Here is a 19,445-nt window from a genome sequence, read left to right on the forward strand (position 1 = left end):
TCTTATTAATAGTTATTAGTTGACTAGTTGACTGTTTAATTTTCGGTGAGTTGATAACATTTTATTTGTCGGAATCCAGAAATGTTGAATGTCGTTACAAAACTTTATATCTTCCATCCAATGAACATAACTGATAGCTCACCGATTAGACCTGTTGGGAAATACTAATTAAAACGGCAGAAATCCTGATGCAGTCTAGCTTTGAGGAATTTTACGGTATAATTCCTGAAATCCTTTTGATGAATTTAACTGGCAATCGCTCCTCATTTTAGTATAAACTCCAGTAAAATGGCTCTGAACAGGTTTAACAGGTATATCAAAATGAATCCCGTAGATATTGGAATTATTGGTGGCAGTGGTTTATACAAAATGTCAGCATTACAAGATGTGGAAGAACTAGATATTAAAACGCCCTTTGGTTCCCCATCTGATACGATTATTATCGGTACTTTAGCGGGAGCAAGAGTGGCATTTTTAGCTAGACATGGTCGCAATCATGGTCTCTTACCTAGTGAATTACCATTCCGTGCCAATATTTATGCTATGAAGCAGCTAGGGGTCAAATACCTACTTTCAGCTAGTGCTGTTGGTTCCTTGAGAGCAGAGGTAAAACCACTGGATATGGTGATTCCTGACCAGTTTATTGACCGGACTAAAAATCGTGTTTCTACCTTTTTTGGAGAGGGAATTGTGGCTCATATTGCTTTTGGCAATCCCATTTGCCAAAATTTGGCAGCAGTTCTAGCAGATGCGATCGCATCTTTGAATTTACCTGATGTAACTCTTCATCGTGAAGGTACTTATTTATGTATGGAGGGCCCCGCTTTTTCTACCAAAGCGGAATCTAATATGTATCGCAGTTGGGGAGCAACGGTAATTGGCATGACCAATTTAACGGAAGCCAAGTTAGCTAGAGAAGCGGAAATTGCCTATGCAACCCTAGCTTTAGTTACTGACTATGATTGTTGGCATCCGGATCATGATCATGTGACGGTAGATATGGTAATCTCCAATTTACAACATAATGGCATAAATGCTCAAGAAGTAATCATAGAAACTGTGAAAAGATTAAATGAAAGCCTACCCCCAAGTGAGGCCCATTCTGCACTGAAATACGCCATTCTCACAAATTTGGCAGATGTCCCCCCAGCAACAAAACAGAAGTTGGGTCTGCTACTAGAAAAGTACTTGGAGGTTTAAAAGTTTACGAGGTAGACCCAAGTGGGCGCAAGGAAATGTAATATTATGGATAGGCGTTCTGGCTTGCCTCCATCTGAGGCTATAACCATCTGTTAAGATTTATGAACAGTAATTTGACAGATTTTGCACGACTACAGGGAAGAAAGCCACCGGCCCCCAGTATGGATGAAACCTATGTTGACCCTCCCTTGTTTCATAAGGGATAGAGCCTGAAAGCCACGCTTGAAAAAGCGGCGTTTATGAGGTTTAAGACTAATTAAGCTTAGAGCTAAATCAGCCCATAGTTCCATGCTATAAATCCATAATTGTCCGTAAACAGCAAAGCTAAAATCACTCTGACGTGGGTAATTGTCCTGATGTTGTTGAATCCGTCCGGCATAAGTCTCTATCCCTAATTTTTTCATCCGTTGACCGTACGGCTAAACTATAAGCAATCACAATTAATAAAACTAAGGCTAAAAAACGAGTTTCATTTACTTTAGTATCCTCTAGATTATAACCACCTGTTTTACAATCTTTGAAAAATTGTTCAATTCCCCATCGACATCTATAGAGGCATAAAGTTTGTTTGAGATTTGGTAGATTCGTTAAGATATACCAAGGTTCTTTTGGTCCTTTATGACGATATTTTCTCTTCCAATAAACAGCGATATTAAATAACCCTAATTCATCTCCTTTACCACATTTAACTCCCTGATAAAACTTTGACATCCCCGGCTTAAATCCTTGGTTTTTAAGAACTTGATATTCAAGTCCTATTTCTTCTTGAAAATGAAGGTCTTTTTTCTGACGTAAAGCAAAGTAAACTCCTTGCTCATCAAGCCACTTAGCCAGTTTTGCACTATGAAATTCTCTATCTGCCAACACCACAATTCGACATTTTTTCAACAACTTTATTGCTGTCTTTATCAATCTTTTTTGGGTTGATAAGTTACTATTTCCTACATGATTTAATGTTTCCCAATATAGTGGTAAGGCATGAGTACCCCATACCAATGTCACCATAAATATATTCCGTCCTTTCCACTGTGTTCTATCCAGTGCTACCATCCAGTAACCATACTTTTGATATTGTTTTTTATGAAAATAGCGGCGCTGTTCTCAATTCAATTGTTGTGGTGTTAACGATTGTCTAATCCAATATTTTATCAAGGGAAACCATAATAATTTTACGCAGAGTTTATTTATTCCTAAAAATCTTTGTAAATTACGTTTCCTGCTTTCATATTTAATTGGTTGGGGAAACAAACTCGCCAATTTTGACAGTTTTACTTGGCGATAAGCTTGTATCAATAATAACAATATCTCCAGTGTCAAATACTGCTGTTCACTCAAATGCTTTCGGAAAATTTTGTGATATGATTGTGGTAACATTTTGTTGTTTTGGGGCTCCCTTGCCCCTATTTTTTTACCCCCTTATTTTCTCAAATTATTGCCACATCTCATCTTCAACCCCCTTGTCACCCGGTAAGTGATTTTTGAGACGGAAATTGCAGACAAAGTATCACAAGTCTGGACGTGGTTCCACAAAAAAAAGTAAGGGACAGGTAGTTTTAAACTGATTCTGATTGAAAAACAAAGTTTAGGCTTGCCCAGTTGTTCACATCTAGTGCATAAGAATCAGTACCGCTCACACTACTTTCCGACTTGGGAGTAACACTAATAGCAACATGCAAATCCTCTAATATGGCTTGAGTCACATCCAGAGGATTAAATAATTCACTAATAGACTGTTGATCTGTAAATTTGCTATAGGAGCTTGCTAAAGCTAATAAGGTTTTGGTAAAAGGAGAAGTGCTGAAAATCAATTGGTGTTCGCAAAATAATGACTTTTTCGGCAATAACCAACTAAAACTTTGACCATTCTGGGGAAATTGAAGTGATCCCCCCGGAGCAATCACAATCTGTTCTAACACAGGTTTATTGTCACCAACCTTCTCTGGGGAAGAAATTGCCCATGGATAAAAAGCCACAGGAGTTTTATGATTATTTAACCCTACTAGCATACAATAAATTGGGCGATCGCCAAAATTGACCACCTGGTAGACCATGATGCTATTAACCGGAACAGTAGGAACAGCTGCTGATTGGTCTACAACTCTTTTTTGGCTTGTCCTATCCTGTAAGGAAACAGGATAGGTTTCCCTTTCCCACACTAGGTGACGTGAAATTGTACCAGACTGGGAAAAGAGATTTTTGGTAACAACTTCCAAGCTGACTTTCACAGACAATTGAGAAGAACCCTGATTTTCTGTCAATCGCCATAATTTGATTGCCAGTAATTGAGAAAATTTCCTAGTTAGTCTTTGCACTGCCACTTTTACTAATTCTCCCGCTTCCCCAGCTGTATTCTCGAGGAGTTCACCACCAAGGGAAAATAAACCATAACGGGTGGGGAGACCTGATAATTTACCAAAAAGATAGTCAGCGCTCCCCTCTGGTAAAGTGATATTTACCATGCGAGTTAAAGCAGAAAAAGCACTAGTAGCATCTACACGCTCAATTCTGTCCAGTCCTGAATCTAGGGTTACCATGAGGTTAATATTACGAGATAGGACACGCACTGTCTCTTGCACTAATTGACCAACCTTTAAGGAATTAACTGGTGTATCTTGGACTTGTGCTTTTGCTGTCAAACCGCTACGAGACTTCAAGATTAATTTTTCTCCCCCAACTGCGGTAAATCTGGAATTAACACCATAATGTAACCATACTTGGGGTGGTAATCCTCCCAACCATAACTGGGCTGTTTTCCCCTCCTGGTCAATACTGGTAATTACCCCCTGAGCGCTTTCCATGGGAAAATTCTCGGTAATTAAATCGGTAATTAAAACGGATGGGGAATTTTCCTTTGTATTTAAGGTTAACAAATCTGGTTGTTGACGATTACCTAGTTTATATATATAATTATTAATGTCGGATAGAAAAATATGAATAGTTTTGGGCGGTATAACTTCCCAAAGATACTGGGTCAGGGCATAGGTAAATAAACCTGCACTAAAACCATAAAACAGGGACTCCCCTGGCGATTGGTCGGGTTGTGAACTGGCCCTTAAAATTACGGACCCATTCTTGCTTGAACTAACTCCCTTGGCAATGCCATTATTTATGGGCAAACCCCCTGTTAGGAGATGGTTCAAGAAATTCAGCTCTTGGGGATTTAATCTCTTGGTTGGGGGGGTCACCAGGGAGCGAAATCTTAACCCAGAAGGTTGGGATATGGTTTTGGGATAATAACCAGTATCTAACACTGCTGTTACCTTATCCGTGGGAACTAAACCCAATAATAACAACAGGGTTTCTTCTAACAGGTAGTTAGCAAAATTATTATCTTCTGGGTTGTTAGATCCATCCGACGCACTTTCATCCACGGGGATTAAAGCATGAGCCCCCCCTGGTAAGTCTTCTAATTGAACACGGGTGCCATAACCACTAAAATGGAAAACCACCGCATCATCAGTCTTAACCTGCTTAATCAAATGCTCAGAAATGGCCGCTTCAATAAATTCTCGACTGGCTTGTTCCTCGGTTAAAGTCAGGATATCAGAACTCAAAAACCCAAAACGGTGAATTAACAGTTCTTTTTGTAACTCAACATCGGTTAAGCAACCACTCAATGGAGGACTTTCTGGGTAGTTATTAATACCTATTAGTAAAGCCAACTTGTGACTAGGGGGTGTTGCTAAGGCTTGATAATACTGACCTCCTAAACCTGACCATGCAAGATTAGTCCATCCTGCAGTTCCCAGTATGGAACCAATTCGTTGTAAAAATCCACGCCGTTTCATAAGTTAACTAGTACCCCCGAGTCCATCAGCTAATAGCTTAAATGGCAAAGAGCTAAAAAGTAAAGTTTGAAATTACACTCTCCTAGGTTATCTGCAATTTGCCAAATGTCAACGGGTACTCTAGGTAGTATACTATACCAAAGCTGTTTGTCCAATACGCATGGCTCGTGCCAATTCTGCTGCTACCTCGGGACGAGAAAACTCAGGTGGCGGTAATTCACCACGACGCAACATTTCTCTAACCTTTGTCCCTGAGAGGTGAACTCGCTCTCCTGGGGTACTAGGACTAGTTTTAGTGGTAGCCATTTGTTTCGTACGGGTACAATAGAAAGCATGTTCAAATTTCATTGGTACAATGCCCAGTTCTGAAGGTTGAAACTCATCGAAGATATATTGAGCATCATAAGTACCATAATAGTCGCCCACACCCGCATGGTCTCTACCTACTATAAAATGGGTACAACCATAGTTCTTACGAACTATTGCATGGAAGATAGCTTCCCTAGGTCCAGCATAGCGCATAGCAGCAGGGTTAATTGCTAGAATTACCCGATCCAAGGGATAATAATGCTCGATTAAAATTTCATAGCAGCGCATGCGAACATCCGCTGGAATATCATCTTCCTTGGTAGCGCCCACCAGGGGATGTAGAAATAGACCATCAACAGTTTCTAACGCACACTTTTGAATGTATTCATGGGCCCGATGAATGGGGTTACGAGTTTGAAAGCCCACAATAGTTTTCCAGCCTTTTTCCCGGAACATTTGTCGAGAAGCTGCAGGGTCTATTTGGTAGGTGGGAAAGTGGGGGTGAGCATCACGTTGCAGTAACCAGATATCCCCAGCCAGATTCACAGAACCCTGGGCATATACTACTTGAACTCCTGGATGTTGGGCTTCGTCTGTGCGATAGACATTCGCAGCCTCGCGCTTTTTATTGTAGGTATATTTTTCACTGAGTTCCAACACGCCAATATATTCACCTTGGGAGTTATCTAGACGTACTAACCCACCCACCTGCAAAGGACTTGCCACTTCTTCTGTCACAGACAAAGTGATGGGAATTGACCAAACTACACCATTAGCCAGACGCATTTCCTCTACTACACGGTTGTAGTCCACCTGGTTCATAAAACCAGTTAAGGGACTAAAACCACCAATGGCTATCATTTCTAAGTCTGAAACAGCCCGCTCATCCAGGATCACTCTCGGTAGGAAATCAGCTTTAGCACAAAAAAATTCTTTTTGTTCTGGTGAAGCAACTCGGTTTATTAACTCTCCGCCGTGGGGGGCGATCGCATCTCGATGGTAACTCAAGGTGATCCTTCCGTAATTTAGTAATTTATAGTTTTGTTGCCAATCAATTAATAAGTTATCAAATGCTTGGTGCACTGTCCTAGTAGTTTGGCAAAAAAATTTCTTGGTGGTGCGGTGCCCAAACTACATTAAAATTTTGCCATCTTTGGTAACTACACCGCAAGTCCTAATTATTGGATCAGATCCGGGAAAACAATTTCCTCATAAAACTCCTGGATCGGCAAACTCAAGCTAATGCTTTTTAGCTCCACCCGATCACCTGGGCGATCGCTCAGAATTAACCAGTCACCTGTCTCATTTTTGTGATAAATATCAATTGCGATTTCGTCAGAGCTGGCTAATACGTAATCAATCAAGTTGGGATTACGTCTGTACTTTTCAAACTTATTACCACGACTATATGCCTCAGTACCGCTCGATAGAACTTCAACGATTAAACAGGGATAGGTAATATAGAGGGAATGCTCCCGATCTCGATTGTCGCAAGTTACACTCAAATCTGGATAAGTATAGTTAGAAGTTCCAAGGATATTAACCTTTAGGTCTGAGTTAAAAACTTGACATGTACTTCCTCGCAGATGAGACCGAATTAATAATAAAAAATTAATTGCGATCGCACTGTGATTTTGTGTGCCACCACTCATTGCATATACGCGACCATCGATTAGCTCGTGCTTTTCTAACTGCTGTTCTTCCCAGCAAAAATACTCTTCAGGTGTAAAAAACTGGTCTTGTTCTTTGACTGCAATCATAGGAATCATCTGAACTAAAATTGACATACTCCCCTACCTTTTTATCACTTTACTTTACTCCTGCTCAAAGGCCTGACTGTTAAATTTGAGGGTGCGGCAATTTTCTGTGACAGTGCGCACCACATCATCAGGTACACCATCGGGAATGTCTGCTTCAATTTCTAATACTATCCTAACTTTCGCATCTTTTAAGCTGGTTAGGTGCTGAATGATTTCATTGGCGATCGCAGGAGCATCGCGATTAATTCGTAAGGGGTCAATCTCTACTGTGCCATGAAATCTCTTGAGCTGGGGTTTTGTTTCTCTGGTTCTCTCGGTTGGGGTGGGTTCTTGGGTGGGTTGGATCGGTTTTTTAGGCGTTGCATAATAGAGGTATGAATTGAGGTAATCTACTGTGCATTGTCCAAACTGCGGGTCTTCCAAAATCAGAAAGAATGGCAAACGTCGAGGTAAACAAAATCACATTTGTGTTGATTGTGGTCGTCAATTTATCGATGTCTATAGTCCACCTAAAGGCTATTCAGAAGAAGTTAAACAAAGTTGCCTGCGCTCTTATGTTAACGGTATGGGATTTAGAGCAATTGAACGCGATAAAGGCGTTCATCATACAACTATTATTTACTGGCTAAAACAAATTGGTTCCATACTTCCAGATGCTCCACCAGGAAACACCCTTGGTAGGTGAGCTTGATGAGTTGGAGACCTTTGTGGGATCAAAAAAAAACAAAATATGGTTGTGGACAGCAGTAAATCACTTCCGTAAAAATATCCTGGCTTGGGTTGTGGGAGACCACAGCTCACAAGCATTTCAACCTTTGTGGGACATCGTTAAACTCTGGCAATGCTTTTTTTATGTTACTGATGGGTGGAGGGTTTATCCGAGTTTTATTCAGCCAGAGGATCATATTGTGAGCAAAACATATATGACTAGGGTAGAGGGTGAAAATACACGTTTACGTCACTACTTAGCGCGACTACATAGAAAAACGCTATGCTATTCAAAATCTGTAGATATGCTTAGGTATTCAATTAAATTATTACTTCACTATTTAAAGTATGAAGTAATACCCGCGTTTAGTTGATTCATCCCGCAAATATGCAACGCCGTTTTTTACTGGTGCTTTCACTTCTACTGGGTGAGGTAAGTTCTTTGACTTGCTCCTCTTCTAGCTGTTTTGTCGCTATTTCGGGTTTTACAATCAGGTTTTCACTGCTGATGCTGGGGTTTATGTTATGCAATACTACTAGGTTTTTATATTTCTGTTTGCTCTCTTCCCACCCCTGTGCATAACCAAAGTGATTCTGTATGTCTATTTTTTGTACTCCGTTTTTTACTGCTTCTAATAGCACTTCTGGGTTCTTTAATCGGGGTAGATATACGTATTGGGCTAAGTATTCCCACAGCTGTTTGAGATCTATGTGGTTGGTGTCTCTCCATAGGTATTTGTCTAGTGCTTCCATTCTTAGGGTGTTGCTGGAATATTCTGTAATCAGTTGTCCATCGTTTACTAGTTGGCGACTAGCTCTTAGTATGGGAGAACTCTCTCCTGGTATTCGTTCGCAGTTAATCTCTATCGGTTCGTGGGGATTTGGTTGCTCAGGTGAAATTAACCATTGATAGGTCTGGTTCAAAATTGTTTTTACATATTTTTCTGATTGTTCTTTCTGAGCTGTGGCTTGTTTGGTCTGTGAAACATTTAGGTTTAATGTGTCTTTGTCATTCAATATGGAATCCCATGCTAGATACTGGGCAACATTCTTGTTTAAATTTTCTATGTTGTCTTCCTCCGCAGCAACAAATACTAGGGTGTTTTTATAATAGCGGCGGCTGGTTCCTCTATGATTCAGAACGTCTTCTATCCATTCTATAGCACTGCTATTTTTTTTAGCTTTATTGTGCTGGAGTTCGGGACTAAGAACTACAAGTCTCACTCCTAGGTTAGGATCGTCGGGTATGTCGCTGCTGGAGTCTGGAGCAGTATGAATGGCTGTAAATTCACCCCGCTCTTTGTCGCTTTTTAATCTTCTAATTATTTCTTCTGTGACTTTGTATAGTTCCTCTAAAAATTGGTTGGTTCTATCCTGTGCTGTACGGGTAACGTTGGGTTGATTAGAGATCCAGTAGCGGTTACCATCAATATACAAGTAGGTAGCTCTATCTGTTAATCTTCTAAGAGCATCTACAAAGGTGGCTACTACTTCCCCTGGTTGGACACAGCCAAGTTTTATCCGCTGTTCTTCTAATCCTATGTTGGCGGCCTGTTGAATGGGCGCTGAGCCTAGGTATATGGTGCGTGCAACTCTCCGACAAGCAGAGTAACGACCAATGGGGGTGTTTTGCCTGTCTATCTCCAGAGGAAGGGAGTTTATTCCATCTACATCTTTTTCGATGATGGGAACCCAGTTGTCATCCAGGTATCTTGTTAGTTCTGACTGAACTTGAGCATCATCCATGGGAATTTGACCTGGCATGATCAGTAAACCTTTATCTTCTCTTTCCCACAGAGAATGGATTACTTTGGCCATTAGACGCAATACTCCCCTAGTTCGCTGAAATTTATCCAGAGTTGACCATTCTGAATAAAGGCGATCAAATATTTCTGGGTGTATGGGGTAAGACTCTTTTAGGCGGTTTTGATATTTGGCTTCTGCGCATTCACTAGGAAACTCTTGCTTTTGCTGGCGATACATATCATAGAATGCCCGAATCACCCTATCTCTTTCCACAAACAGGTCTGGGTTTGTAGTAGTCTCAAATAGGCGACGACGGACTATTTCCAAGCTCTCTTCCGCACTGGATGGTCTCCAGGGAGATTCTACCCTACCCATAGCATTTTTTAATCTGTCCAGGGCTTGTTTGCCCCTATCTCCACCTATTTCGTTATCAGAGGAGGAGGGGATGCTCACTACTAACAGGGTGCGGTCGGCATTTTTTGCTGATTCGCTCAGGGTCTGGGCAAAGGTAAAGTGGGTATCAAAACTCCCTCCTGGGAGATCTGGTTGTTCATGAAGTTGGCGAGCGTAAGCAACCCACTCATCTATTAATATCATGCAGGGAGCATAGCGGTTAAATAGGTGTTTGAGAGTATCACCAGGATTAGTAGCTGTTTGGTCGCTGTCTCTCACCATTTCATAACCCTCTTTCCCTCCCAGTTGCCAGGCTATTTCTCCCCACAGGGTACGTATTTGGGTGCCATCTGATTTTTTATAAATGGTACCAGGTGAGATTTTGTTACCCACTATGACTACTGTGTTGACGTTTTGGGGTAGTTCCTTGATGGATGTTTCTTCAAATACTGGATCTAGTCCGGGTAGTTCGTGGGGTTGTAGTCCAAAAAACATGTGATAGAGGGCAAGTATAGCATGGGTTTTGCCTCCTCCAAAGTTGGTCTGTAGTTCGATTACTGGGTCTCCTCCTTTGCCTGTCAAGCGAATGAGGGCATTAGTAAGGAGTTTTTTGAGTCCTTCCGTCAAGTAGGTGCGTCGGAAAAATTCTGTAGGGAGGCGGTATTCATCAGAACCTTCATCTTGATATACTTGCCACAGGTCGGCGGCAAATTCTGCTTGTTGGTAGCGACCTGATGCTACGTCGGGGTGGGGTGTGGCAATTTCTCTCCATGGTTTTAACCATGATGATGGTTGTCCTTCTGTGGGTGCTTCTGCTTTGCGTCTTGTTTCTCTTTTGGCTTGTTCTTCATACCGGGTTCTGAGGATTTCTTGTTTTTGCTTTTCTACTTCTTCGGTATCCCCAGAAACTGCATTTAGCAGTCTGGTAATACTGTCAAAAGCGCGGTAGGTGTCGTCTAGGGAAAATGAACTGTTATGGGCCCAGCTGTTGCGGGTCTCTCTTAGTTCACTCACTAATGAGCGATCGCTTCTCCCCAGGGTTTTTTTAAAAACGTCGTTCCAATATTCCCACATAACAATAAGTAGGGCTGATACGTCTTCTTGAAAGATAGTATCTGCTGTTTTTCGGGTTGTGTAGCTTTCCGGGAGGCAATTTATGGCCATAGTAGTCCATTGTTTACCATAGGTTTGTTTCATTTCTCTGTCCACAAAGGGGTAGAGTCCTTCTTTAAGGGAATCAAGTGCCCTTCCTACACGTTCCCGATTACTTATTGCCATGAGTTTTTTATATATGTTATTAATGCAGTTATTAACTATAATGCACGATTTTGGTCATTAAAAACAATGGCGCTCATAAAGAAAGACTAATTTGGTGATCACTAGGGGTTCTATATTGGTTGGCTAATCGGGTAATCTCCGTCCAGGATATGACTAGACTATTATAGGCTATAGCCTCTTGATTCCATCCCTTGCGATCGCACAGGTTATACAATCTATAGGCCAGGTCTCGGGCGAGGTAGGGACTGGTTTCTAGTTGGGCTAGGAGTTTGGCTGCACCGACTTCTCCTTGAAATAGGAGTGAGTGGATAAGATGTTGAGTGATTTCCCAGATTGGCATGCGGGTATCTTTTTGTGGTTTCCAGTCTGTAGGGAGGTCTTCTCGTTTGAGGAGTCTGACCTTACCCGCTTTAGCTTCTAAAATGCCTGATTCTACTAGACCTTGAACGCTGGTGTTTTTAGCTTTAGAAAGGGTTTCTGCATCACCATAGGGACCATCAGAGAATTGGTGTTGCTCAAACCAGGTGAGGGCCCAGCGGGTATCGCTATCGAATTCGCCTTCTTGTTCGGTGAGGAATTCGTCCAGAATTTGGTTAATAGATTGGAGTGCGCTGCGTACGCGTAGGGACTTGCCATCAGGTTCTAATACAGCAGCATATTTGGAGAAGATAGCCATACCGGGGCCTATGCTGGCTTGGGCTAGGTCAACGGGGGCGATGTTGCCTTGTTGTAGGAGTTTGAGGGCTGGGGGAAGGTCTGTTTTGAGTTCTTTGAGGAATTGGCGGCGGGTGGTTTTGGGTGCGTCTTGGGGTCGGGGGCGACATACGAGAACTATGGAGGAGGCAAGGGCGTTAGAATTTTGTCCTCTGATACGATTACCTAATTCTGTTCGTAGTGGCCATGTTCCATTAATACTAAAACTAGATTGGATTAATCCTTGTAAAATAGTTTCCCATCCTGTAGAATAGATGTTTTGTTCATTGTCTGTTTCGGTTTGTTTTAACGCATAATATATTGTTATAGGATAATCTTTGTCATTAATTTGATTGATACGTTGAAAAACTTGAATAAGACTATCTTCAAAAAATTGTTTTGCCTTATCTTTAGTTTCGTGTCGAAAGTGATCTGCCACCATTTCTTGAGCTTTCGGAACTAATACAGTATTAAAGATGTCTGGATAGATAGAACCTATAGATTGGCGCAGCCAAACATAAAAGAAATCAGATAGATCTGCATAGGGAATAGCGTCATAGTAAGGTGGATCTGTGGAGATGAATTTGGGTGTATTGTTGCTAGATTGTGATGTGGTGGCATCCAGCTGAATAGCTTTTCCCTGGGGAAAACAAGAAGACTTTTCAATAACCTTCCAAATCCAATCAATAGCACCATTAAAATTGCCGCTGGAATCACTCATAGGATTAGCTTCAGCAAAATCCCAAGTCATGGGAATAGCTTGTCTTGTAAAGACATGACTCATTTTTTCCCCACTTATGTGCCAAGTGCAAATACTACTCCAATAATCTGAGCTTTTGTCAATAGCGATTGCCAAATAGGTAGCTACTGCATCTGCATAAGCGGTAGCTCCCATACCCCCATCATTGAGAGAGAGATGATCATCAGTTTTTCCTGCTGCTATGGCGTGGTCTTTTATCTTCTCTCTTGCTTCCTGTACTAGGTCGCTGAAGGTGGTCAGGGCTACAAGTTGGCGCGAGGTGAAGAGATCGCTATGTTTTGTCATGCCATAACGAGGTGTTGCCATGTATTGGGAATGGGTTGAAAGTTCTGTCTCTGGTTTCCAACTTGGTTCGACTAAAAGAGCTATTTGTTCATGTTCATCACTAGGAGAGACATAAATTCTTCCACTTTTTCCTTCAGCTACAATGGCCATTAATTGAGCATTCATCCTTCCTGCTTTCCCTTCGCTACGGATATGATCCAATGTCACGGGTGTTTTACAGGCTATACAAACTGCTCCTTTTCTACTTACAGTCCCCTCTGGTGCTTCCCCCTTTCCTGTGTTTACCTCAAATCTTATTTTGGGAGTTAGGGCCCCTTGCTGCTGCTCAATCAAAGGTTCAACCCAAGCCTCTTTCCCTTTCTTGGTTGAAAGATGAAACTTATTAACCAATGGCATTTGACAACCACATGCTGGGTTAGGACATTTGACGGTTCTAGCCCACACCCAGGCAATAACTGTGGCTTCTCCGCCTCCCTGCTCTTTTGCTAGCTTGACCTTGGGATACAAATGCCCAATTCGTTTAAAGGCTTCATCCCGCATCCACTGTCCATAATATCTGATATCTTCTGCTAATCCCTGGGCACCATACCATTTTCCTGTGGGGGTGGCTGATGGATTAACTGGGCGTTGGTCTCTAAATTTGGGTGGAATCTCAATGAGTGCTTTGGTAATTAATACTGCTACTGGGTTGAGGTCACTACCATGGGACTGAAGTCCTAATCGCTGGGCTTCTAGGGGTATGGATCCTCCTCCGCAAAAAGGGTCGTATGCGGGGGGGGCATTTTTAGCGATGTAGTCTCTTATGGCATCAGGTTTAGTCGGGGGTTGGTCTCCACGTTCCCAAGCTAGGCAGCGGGTGATTTCTTTTTGAGCATCTATTAATACTGTTGATTTAGGATTATTAATGTCATCCCAGGATACTAATCCTTTTACAGTCTCTTTTATATTTCCTTTTTTATCTTCTTTAATTTCAATTCTTCGTGACATACTCCACACACTCCCTTACAGGTGAGTGTGGGCTTCTCAACGACTCTTCTATGAAGACATTGATTGAGCTTTGAGGGCGTGTGTCCCACGCGCCTTTATATTTATAGCCGCATTTAGATCCCGGCACAAGCTGACCTTGCAATTAGGGCAATTGTGCCTTCTTTCTGATAGCGGCTTTTTGACTTTGTGTCCACAGTTAGAACATTCTTGGTTCGTACCGTTTGGATTTACAGCTATCACTTTCAAGCCAGCATTCTCGGCTTTGTTTGAAAGTATGGTGATGAACTGTCCCCAACCAGCATCGTTAATACTTTTAGCCAATCTTGTTTTAGCAAGTCCTTTTATATTTAATTTTTCAACAGCTACTACGTCATACTTTTTGAGTAGATTATTAGCTGTTTTGAATTGGAAATCTTTTCTAGTATCAACAACTTTCTTGTGTAGAATACCCAGTTTTTTAATCGCTTTTTTACGGCGATTAGAACCTCTCTTCCGACGAGAGACACGACGTTGCGCAGATTTTAACTTGCGTTCAGCTTGGCGTAGAAACTTAGGTGCGGCAATTCTTTCACCGTCTGAGGTGACAATAAAATCAATCAATCCGACATCAATACCAACAATATTATTAGCATTAAAATCAGGCTTAATTGTGGGAACTGTTTTGTCGTCAAGACTTAGAGTTACATAATACCCGTCTGCTTTTTTAGTGACAGATACAGTTTTAATTTGAAACCCGTCGGGAACTTGACGATGAACAATTACTTTAACATCGCCTATTTTTGATAGCGTAATCTTGTTATTGACAAAGTGATGTTGTTTGAATTGAGGAAAAGTAAATGTTTTATATTGTCCCGTACTTTTAAATCTAGGTCTACCAGACTTTTTGCTGTTGCTATCACCTTTTAACCATCGGTCAAAAGCTAACTCAACTTTCTTTGCGACTTCCTGTAGCACCTGAGAATGAATCTCTTTGTACCAAGGACGGTCTTTTTTAAGTTGAGTTAATGATGCTTTTTGGTTGTAATAATTAGGTTGCTCTTTGAGTTCTGGTAAATGACAAACGAATATGGAACATCTATTAATAGGGGAACGATTTTGTTCATACCAATCAAACCGTTGAGCCAGCAAATAATTGTATTGATAGCGCAGCATTTCTAGCGTTTTATCAATCTTTTCTGCTTGCTGTTTTGTCGGTTTAATTTTGTATTGATAGGATATCCGCACCTGATTATCGCCTTTTTCTGATGTTGGTGTTACTATTCTAGTATACACTAATTATGAGAAATATGGCAAGAAGCTTATGAAAAATGATTTTGTTTCAAAGGGAAGGTCAGTCAGTGACTTAAAAGTACATCTAGTTTTAACGACAAAATATAGGCGCAAAGCCTTTACTGGAGATATGTTACAGCGATTACATATCATCCTAGCAGAATAAGACAGTGTTCGTTTTCTCCATGTTCCCTATTAGTCAGGGAACTGTCGTCAACTCACGCGCCATTCATCCCACGCTCACTCTTAGGAGCGTGGGGCTTCTGTCGGCAAAGCTAATGGCTTCAATGAGCAGTTCTCGCAACTCTTTGCCGGCGATCGCTTTGCCCAAGACGTCAAAAACCTGTCCTCCTAGGGCTTTTTGTTCGGCTTCTAGTTTTTCTAGGAGGGTGCGATAAACGTCTCCTTCTCGGGTTTCATGGGCGACCAGGTTCCAGAGATGACATACTTCTGTTTGTCCAATACGATGAATGCGACCAAATCTTTGTTCTAGGCGGTTGGGATTCCAGGGGAGGTCGTAGTTAACCATCAGATGGGCTCTTTGTAGGTTTATACCTTCACCTGCTGCGTCTGTGGCAAGGAGGACTTGTACTTCTTTATCTTGTTTGAAGTTTTCTTCTGCTTTTTTGCGGTCTTCTCTTCCCATAGCTCCATGTATGGTGACTACGGTTTCTGAGTTACCTAGGAGGTTGGCAATTTTATCTTTGAGGTAGTTAAGGGTGTCTCTATGTTCAGTGAAGACGACTATTTTACGTCGATATCCTCCTTGATCAAACATTTCTGCTTTATCTTGGAGTAGATGGGAGAATTCTTCCCATTTGCGGTCTTTCCCGCTTAGACGCACGCTGTTGGCTAGGTCTTCTAGGTTTTTTAGTTGGCTGATTTCAAATTCTAGTTCAGCAATTGTACGTGCTGCTGTGGCTTGATCTACTACTTCTTCTATGGTGGATTCCCGCTCTGTGCTATCGCTATTTTCTAAGTCATCATCTATGTCTTCTTGGTCAATAATACTACCATTTTCTACTTCTAGGTTTTTTCCTCGTTTGAGTAGTTGTTCTTCTCTGACTCGTTTTGCTAGTCTTTCTCGTCGTCGTTTCAAGGACTGATAGATGGCTTCTGGGGATGAGGCTAAACGGCGTTGTAGGATGGTGAGGGCAAAGCCGACTGTTCCTTTTCTGCCATTATTAGAGAGCATTTCTGCTCGGTTAAATTCTTCTCGGACGTAATCTGTTACTTTGCTGTAAAGAAGAGCTTCTTGGTCGGAGAGTGGATAACTAACTGTATGGGCAATTCTTTCTGGAAACAGTGGTTTGCCATCAAACTTGAGTAATTCTTCCTTAACCATACGACGCATCAGGTCGGATGTGTCTGATACATGAACACCATCCCGGAATCGCCCCTCAAAGCGATCTCCATCCAGGAGGGCAAGGAATAATTGAAAATCTTCTTCTTTGCCATTATGGGGTGTGGCGGTCATAAGGAGAAAATGGCGGGTGAGGGTGGAGAGGAGTTTGCCCAATTTGTAGCGTTTGGTTTCTCGAATTTCTCCACCAAAAAACGAGGCGGACATTTTGTGAGCTTCATCGCAAATGACCAGATCCCAATCTGTGTGCTGGAGTTTTTTTTGTAAGTCATCATTGCGACTGAGTTTATCTAGTCTGGCAATAACCAAGTTCATTTCATCAAGAGCATTACCAGTTATAGCTGCTTCTATACGTTCATTAGTGAGGATTTGGAAATGGAGGTGAAATTTGTGATGTAGTTCATCTTGCCATTGGACCGCTAAACTTCCTGGACAGACAATTAAACAACGGGCTAGATCCCCACGAATTAGTAGTTCTCTGATTAATAGCCCTGCCATAATAGTTTTTCCGGCGCCTGGGTCATCAGCAAGAAGGAAGCGGAGAGGTTGGCGATTGAGCATTTCACTGTAAACAGCAGTGATTTGATGGGGTAAAGGTTCTACTAGTGATGTGTGAACGGCTAGAAGTGGGTCAAATAGATAAGCTAGGTTAATGCGATGAGCTTCAGAAACTAGGCACAATGTTTCCCCGTCACCATCGAAGCTCCAGGGTTTTCCCTCGTTTACAATTTGTAGGCTTTCTTCTCTATCTCGGAAAAGTAGTTCTGTGTAAGGACTACCGTGGATATCTTTGTAGGTTAATTCAACTGTGTCTGTTCCGAACCACTTGGCATCAATGACTGTAACACCTTGACCAGGTAGAATGCCATTTATTATTGACCCTTGTTTTAGCTCTTCTAGTTTTATCAAATTTAGTCTCTCTCTTGCGATCGCATTTCTATATTTTTATCCTCCAGTCCCTATTCTAACACAGTATTTTTTGGGCGAACAGGCGATTGGGAAGCACTCCCTATGGGAGATCACTTTCTTATGTGGATCCATCTATATTTAGCCTGCTATATGTTGTATAGTTCTGGATTTGTACTGTTACACTGAGTAAGTTTTTTATCAAGTTGCTGTATTAAATAGAAAAATAATCTCATACTAAAGTTATTTTATCTACAGGTGACTGTTTTAATATCTACCCTAAGATGGATTAAATATCTATCTTAGGGTAGATACAAGGAGCAAGTAGTGTTTATTGAGAATAGATTTTGATGACATTTTTGCTGATTTACTGTTTCTCGAATGCTTTTTTCACTCTCTATGTTTATTTTTATGCTAACTTTGATTTTTTATCTCAGTAATTTCCCTCCCTGATAGTTGAGGGTGCGGAATGTGGGTATAATGGCAGCAAAATATTTACCAAAATGGTAAACTAAAATATAGTTCCATCGATGGATATTACCTTCGCTGACAGCAAACTTCAGAAGCTATGCGAGCAGCAATCGGTCGCCCAACAGAAACTGGGTCGAACCTGCGCTCGTAAACTTCGCTCTCGCCTCGCTGACCTTCGTGCTGCGGGGTCGGTAAGGGAGCTGGTGTCAGGGCGGCCGCATCCCTTAAGAGGCGATCGCGCTGGGGAGTTTGCTGTAGATCTAGAAGGTGGGAGACGACTCGTCTTCAAGCCAGCTAGTACTCCTATCCCTATAAATGAGGATCGAAGTATTGATTGGTCGAAGGTCACTCGCGTCTGTATCGTTTTTATAGGGGACTACCATGACTGAAATTACACGCCCCTTCACCCCTGATTGGGTCTCTCCTCCTGGTGATACTATTCTGGATCTGCTAGAGGAACGCGATTGGACGCAGGGCCAACTGTCAGAGCGTCTGGGGTATACAACAAAGCACATAAGCCAACTGATTAACGGCAAAGCACCGATTAATGAGGAGACTGCGCTTAAGTTAGAACGGGTACTAGGAAGTACCGCTGGATTCTGGCTTAACCGGGAGGCTCAGTACCGCGCTCAACTTGCCAAGATTGAGGAACAAGAGCGTTTGCAAACCTGGACTCCCTGGTTAGATGAATTACCCGTAAAGGAGCTGATGCAGCAAGGAGTAATCCCAAAGCGTCGAATTGATGCTAAGAGTAAACCTGGCATTGTCAGGGAACTACTACACTTCTTTGGTGTGGCATCACCAGATGACTGGCAAACCTTTTACGTTGGGATGGAGTGTGCCTTTCGTCGGACGCGAGAGGCTCAAAGTGATGTGGGAGCGATCGCCGCCTGGATTCGGCAAGGGGAAATTCTTGCGGAGCGGCTCAACTGCCCGAAGTACAGTAAGCCAAAATTCGAGAAGGCGGTGCGAGAGATTCGCACGCTCACCATGTTAGAACCCGAAGAGTTTGATCCAGAGATGCGGAAGCTCTGCTGGGAAGCCGGAGTGGTATTTGTGATTGTCCCGTCAATTCCAAGGGCGCACGTAAGCGGGATGGCCCGGTGGTTAAATCCGCACAAGGCACTGATTCAGCTATCGCTCTATGGCAAGCAGAACGACCGCTTCTGGTTTACCTTCTTCCACGAAGCAGCTCACATTCTTCTTCACGACAAAAAGGATATCTTCCTAGATGAGTGGGATGGAGGAGCAGTAGTGCAGTCAAAGCAAGAGGAAGAAGCAAACTGCTGGTCACGGGAGTTTTTAATTCCGCTACATCACGAGTTAGAACTACCTAATTTGAAGTCGAAGGAGGCTGTAATTGACTTTGCCAAGCGGATTGGAATTCATCCCGGTATTGTGATAGGAAGGCTTCAGCACGATAAAGTGATTGCTCCTACTTGGATGAACGGTTTGAAGGTAAGTTTTCGGTTCAAAGGGAATTGTGCCTCCCTACTTAACTCATCCCAAAAGAGCTTGTCCTGGTGATG

11 protein-coding genes and 2 pseudogenes are annotated in these 19,445 nt (G+C 42.1%); 4 read left to right on the forward strand and 9 right to left on the reverse strand.

Features of this window, described 5'->3' with window-relative positions; genetic code table 11:
• Positions 1–321 precede the first annotated feature (321 nt).
• Entirely contained in the window at positions 322–1,200 is an 879-nt protein-coding gene (locus C6N34_RS14540) for an S-methyl-5'-thioadenosine phosphorylase (RefSeq protein ID WP_115539018.1), read from the forward strand.
• A 131-nt stretch (positions 1,201–1,331) separates the two neighbouring features.
• On the opposite strand, the pseudogene C6N34_RS14545 reads toward C6N34_RS14540, so the two are convergent.
• The 5 genes and pseudogenes from C6N34_RS14545 to C6N34_RS14565 form a co-directional block, all read right to left on the reverse strand.
• Positions 1,332–2,574: pseudogene (locus C6N34_RS14545) on the reverse strand (IS4 family transposase).
• A gap of 179 nt (positions 2,575–2,753) precedes the next feature.
• Entirely contained in the window at positions 2,754–4,988 is a 2,235-nt protein-coding gene (locus tag C6N34_RS14550) for a caspase family protein (protein WP_115539017.1), read from the reverse strand.
• Between the two features lie 132 nt (positions 4,989–5,120).
• Positions 5,121–6,305 carry a sulfate adenylyltransferase gene (gene sat, locus C6N34_RS14555; RefSeq protein WP_040008206.1) on the reverse strand — a complete coding sequence of 395 codons (1,185 nt, stop codon included), beginning with the start codon at positions 6,303–6,305 and terminating at the stop codon, positions 5,121–5,123.
• 170 nt (positions 6,306–6,475) lie between these two features.
• Positions 6,476–7,084, reverse strand: coding sequence for a Uma2 family endonuclease (locus tag C6N34_RS14560; protein WP_236107161.1), 609 nt, complete (start codon positions 7,082–7,084; stop codon positions 6,476–6,478).
• A gap of 27 nt (positions 7,085–7,111) precedes the next feature.
• Positions 7,112–7,480: a hypothetical protein gene (locus C6N34_RS14565; protein ID WP_236107163.1), complete on the reverse strand. Its 369-nt coding sequence runs from the start codon at positions 7,478–7,480 to the stop codon at positions 7,112–7,114.
• On the opposite strand from C6N34_RS14565, the gene C6N34_RS14570 reads away from it, so the two are divergent.
• Positions 7,452–8,139 (forward strand): IS1 family transposase gene (locus C6N34_RS14570; protein WP_236107022.1). Its coding sequence is split into 2 segments (ribosomal slippage): positions 7,452–7,715 and positions 7,717–8,139, totalling 687 coding nucleotides; the frame shifts between segments, so codons are not numbered across the junction. The two genes, C6N34_RS14565 and C6N34_RS14570, sit on opposite strands and share 29 nt — an antisense overlap.
• Before the next feature lies 1 nt (position 8,140).
• Here the strand turns inward: C6N34_RS14570 and C6N34_RS14575 are convergent.
• The 3 genes from C6N34_RS14575 to C6N34_RS14585 all read right to left on the reverse strand — a co-directional run bounded on the left by C6N34_RS14575 (position 8,141) and on the right by C6N34_RS14585 (position 15,131).
• The gene (locus C6N34_RS14575) at positions 8,141–11,182 is read right to left on the reverse strand and encodes a Swt1 family HEPN domain-containing protein (RefSeq protein WP_115538087.1); all 3,042 of its coding nucleotides are present in this window, start codon (positions 11,180–11,182) and stop codon (positions 8,141–8,143) included.
• Positions 11,183–11,255: 73 nt separating this feature from the next.
• Complete coding sequence (locus tag C6N34_RS14580) at positions 11,256–13,907, reverse strand: DUF1156 domain-containing protein (protein ID WP_236107165.1); 2,652 nt, start codon at positions 13,905–13,907, stop codon at positions 11,256–11,258.
• A gap of 48 nt (positions 13,908–13,955) precedes the next feature.
• Complete coding sequence (locus tag C6N34_RS14585; protein WP_236107536.1) at positions 13,956–15,131, reverse strand: RNA-guided endonuclease InsQ/TnpB family protein; 1,176 nt, start codon at positions 15,129–15,131, stop codon at positions 13,956–13,958.
• 76 nt (positions 15,132–15,207) lie between these two features.
• Between C6N34_RS14585 and C6N34_RS14590 the strand changes: the two are divergent.
• Positions 15,208–15,333, forward strand: a pseudogene (locus tag C6N34_RS14590) (transposase); the annotation flags it as partial.
• A gap of 72 nt (positions 15,334–15,405) precedes the next feature.
• Here C6N34_RS14590 and C6N34_RS14595 read toward each other — a convergent pair.
• Positions 15,406–17,448, reverse strand: a complete 2,043-nt coding sequence (locus C6N34_RS14595; RefSeq protein ID WP_236107166.1) for a DEAD/DEAH box helicase — start codon at positions 17,446–17,448, stop codon at positions 15,406–15,408.
• A gap of 849 nt (positions 17,449–18,297) precedes the next feature.
• Between C6N34_RS14595 and C6N34_RS14600 the strand changes: the two genes are divergently transcribed.
• Positions 18,298–19,443, forward strand: coding sequence for a helix-turn-helix domain-containing protein (locus C6N34_RS14600; protein ID WP_057177162.1), 1,146 nt, complete (start codon positions 18,298–18,300; stop codon positions 19,441–19,443).
• Positions 19,444–19,445 lie beyond the last annotated feature (2 nt).

Origin of the sequence: Cylindrospermopsis raciborskii Cr2010, from assembly GCF_003367075.2 — a bacterium.
Taxonomy (GTDB): Bacteria; Cyanobacteriota; Cyanobacteriia; order Cyanobacteriales; family Nostocaceae; genus Raphidiopsis; species Raphidiopsis raciborskii.